General features: G+C 41.6%; 1 protein-coding gene. It reads right to left on the bottom strand.

Annotation, left to right across the window (positions count from 1 at the left end):
• The coding region (locus ACFIJW_RS02045) for a tyrosine-type recombinase/integrase (protein WP_375633128.1) at window positions 1-1,031 on the bottom strand (1,031 nt) is incomplete at its 3' end.
• Window positions 1,032-1,200: the final 169 nt, after the last annotated feature.

The raw sequence follows: 1,200 nt of genomic DNA, 5'->3' as shown, positions 1-1,200 counted from the left end.
GGGGCATCGGTTGTTTCAGCGAGCCAATCACGTAAACTAGAACGAAATCCATGGGGGCATGCCTCAATTTTATTGTCTCTCATATATTGAGCCATACAATTTGCAGCGAGGGGACCCCGACCGGTTGCAGAAAAGAAGAAATCATTGCGAGAAAGCAAGCGCGCTTGTTTTAAGATTTCTAATGCTTCTGATGATAGAGGCACGCGAAACTCTTCTGTAGTATCACGTCGACCTTTCATATTTTCAGCAGGGATTGTCCAGATATCGCCATCAACTTGGTCTTTATGAATATGACACAAAGGGTTGGTACGAACGCCTGTCAAAATAAGCAAACGCAAAGCCAGTTGTGTTAAGGTTGATGCTTCGCAAAGTGTTTTATAAAAGGCAGGGACATCTCTCCAATCCATAGCTGGAAAATTTTGCGTTTTATGGCGTTGTTTACCTAAGAGAGCGCGTGCTTTTTCTGTTGCTTGTAAATCAACATCCAAACCCAAAGCAGCCGCATGTTTGAGACAAATATTAAGGCGGGTAAGAGCTTTATCAGCTGTTGCTGCTTTTGTATGCCAAATGGGAGCAAGTGTATTGCGTATCTCTGTTTGTGTAATCTCTGAAACGGGGAGGCAACCTAATTTGGGGAGAATATGGAGTTTTAAGGGTAAAAACCAACGCCCATCTTTACCATCTCCTTTTAGTTCAGCTTTACGGCTTTCAAAAGCATCCAACGCGATATCTTTTAAATAATGGAGATTACTTATTGCCTCACGCTTTTGTTTATTGCGTTCTTTAATGGGGTCACGACCTTCACGAAGAACAGAGCGCCACCCAGTTGCCAATTCACGGGCTTGTTTTAAAGAGACATCTCTCAAGGCACCCAAGCCCATTTCACGGCGCCGCCCATGAATGGTAAAACGGTAAATCCATTGAGCACCTCCATCTTTACGCTTATGAAGTAACAAGCCGGCACCATCATTATATTTGCCAGCTCCCAATGTTGCGACAGCTCTTGCATTAAGACGGTTCATAAGAGCCATTTTTAGTCCTTTCTTATACAAATTTTATCCATACACTCATCCCACTTGTTATGTACAAATGAGTGGTTTTAGTTGATTCAAGATAAACAGATTTGAAATGAGAGAATCTTACGTTATTCGGGATTCTAATTCAATATGAATAACGCTATATTATCATTATAAATCAATG

This window comes from Bartonella sp. MM97QHHN, from assembly GCF_042194285.1.
Taxonomy (GTDB): domain Bacteria; phylum Pseudomonadota; class Alphaproteobacteria; order Rhizobiales; family Rhizobiaceae; genus Bartonella.
Note: the sequence above shows the minus strand (reverse complement) of the source record. Positions and strands in the feature narration are given on the sequence as shown.